At 57.3% G+C, this 2,124-nt stretch carries 2 protein-coding genes; one reads left to right on the top strand and one right to left on the bottom strand.

Annotated features, from left to right (window positions below; translation table 11 throughout):
• On the top strand, window positions 1-751 hold a 751-nt coding region (locus tag EOC06_RS43270), incomplete at its 5' end, for a sulfotransferase (RefSeq protein ID WP_245469939.1).
• A gap of 379 nt (window positions 752-1,130) precedes the next feature.
• On the opposite strand, the gene EOC06_RS23070 is transcribed toward EOC06_RS43270, so the two are convergent.
• Window positions 1,131-2,124: porin (locus EOC06_RS23070; protein ID WP_164898700.1), on the bottom strand; the 994-nt coding region annotated here is incomplete at its 5' end.

The raw sequence follows: 2,124 nt of genomic DNA on the forward strand, positions 1-2,124 counted from the left end.
TTACGGAAATCCTTCGGAAATTCCCGTGTTCGTGGTCGGCATGCCTCGCTCAGGCACAACTCTTACGGAACAGATCTGCGCCAGTCATCCTGATGTACACGGCGCGGGCGAACTAATGAAGCTTAGGCGGGTGGCGAATGCGATTGAACTCAGAAGGTCGTCAGCCGGAGATTTGAACTCGGCGGTCGCGTCGATCACAAAAGGCTTGTCCCGAACATTGGCCGAGGAGCATTTGTCCTATCTGAAGGAGCGGGCGCCCGCGGCACTTAGGATCGTGGATAAGATGCCGCATAATTTTGAACTGATCGGTTTGATTGGCCTTCTCTTCCCCAACGCAAAGATCATCCATTGCCGCCGTGACGCCATCGACAATTGCGTCTCTTGCTATGTCTTGAAATTCGGCGAGGGGCACAGTTACAACACCGATCTGAAGACACTCGGTCTGTACTATCGCGAATATGACCGTCTGATGCAGCATTGGAACGAGGTTTTCCCGGGCCTGATCTTCGAAAACCAGTACGAAACGCTGGTCGAAGATCAGGAGGCGCAGTCACGCCGCCTCATAGATTACCTTGGGCTGCCTTGGGATGACGCCTGCCTGCGTTTTTTCGACAGGGATGGTTCGGTCAACACGCCCAGCCGCTGGCAGGTTCGCCAACCCATCTACAAATCGTCTGTCAAGCGCTGGAAGAATTATGAAGGCGAGATCCAGCCGCTAATCGATGCTTTGGGCGACTTGGCGGAGACGTAATTCAAACGGGGCTGGCGTGCCTCTCATGCACGTCACCTCGATTTGGTTGGCACTGCTGAGCTGAAGAAGCGTACGGATGCGCGTGATTCCGCACCCGACGATCCCAAATGCAATCGCCGGTTGGCCGATTATTTTCTGCTGGTCGGCGCTCGAAGCGCTTGGCGCGAAATCTCAGGCGCTGCCGGACTGGCAAATAGCCTGGTTGCCGAAGCTGTCAGGGCTCCGCCTCGGCGGCTGGCTACTGTTGGCCGCAAACCTTCAAGAAGTGCAAGGCTCGGCCGCGGGGCAGCACAGTTGCATTTGCCGAGGCCCCTGAAAATCCGGCGCGAAAAACCCGGCGGTTACCCGCCGGGTTTCGATTTCGACAAGTCGAAATATATTAGAACGAGCGCTGGAAGCGGAGGAGGCCGCCGATGCTGTTCTTCTTATCGGCCGGGGTGAACGATGGGTTAACATAGTTGACATCGCCAAATCGGCCTGCGTGGAGGTAGTCGACTTCGGCCGTGACGGTGAAGCCCGGAACAACGTCATAAGCGATGTTCGCGGCAACACCGACGTTCTTCCAATCGTCAGCAGACACCTGGGCGTTGAACGAGGTTTTTTCGTTGAACTTGTAGGTACCACCGCCCCACACTGCCCAATTGCCACCCCACATCTTGTAGAAGCCGCGACCATTGGCGTCGACATGATTGCCGAGGTTGTCGTTGAGGTTATCGTCCGAGCCGTAGCCGCCCATGATGAACAGCGAGAGTTCGTTGGAGACGTTCACATCCAGGCGAACCTTGCCGGCCACTTCCTCATAGTTGCTGTCATAAGCGACCACACCGGTGATGGCGCCCCAGCCCTGCGTGTACTTCACGCCGCCGACGACATGCGGAACATAGCTGTCGATCGTGTCATTGGCGTTACCTTCTTCCAGCGAGACCACTGCCGAGAAGCCGTTGCCGGCATCGAAGTAGTACTGGACGACGTTGGTGTCGAAATCGCCGTAGGGAACCAGCGTATCCTGGATGACGTTGCCGGCGTAGCCGACGAACGTGTCGAAGGCCGATTCGTCCTTACCGACGCGCAGGCCACCGAGCTGGATCCAGGCGAAGTTCAGCGAGACGTCCCGGTTATGGGCGGCGTTGACGTCCTCGAAAGCGTTGTCGTCGCCGAAGTTGAAGCGGGTCTCGGTGTAGGTCTTCAACGTGCCGAGTTCGGTTTCCTGGCCTGTCCAGGTCTTCAGCGTGAAGCGGGTATTCTTCAGCCAGGTATTGTGGTCATCACCATCCTGGTGATCCGCGGCTTTTGCACCATCGAACGAACCGAGGTCGCCACCGCCGATGTCGTAACGGATGTAGCCGCCGATGCGCAGGCAGGTTTCGGTGCCG

The sequence above is a fragment of the Mesorhizobium sp. M7A.F.Ca.MR.362.00.0.0 genome (assembly GCF_004023175.1).
GTDB lineage: Bacteria > Pseudomonadota > Alphaproteobacteria > Rhizobiales > Rhizobiaceae > Mesorhizobium.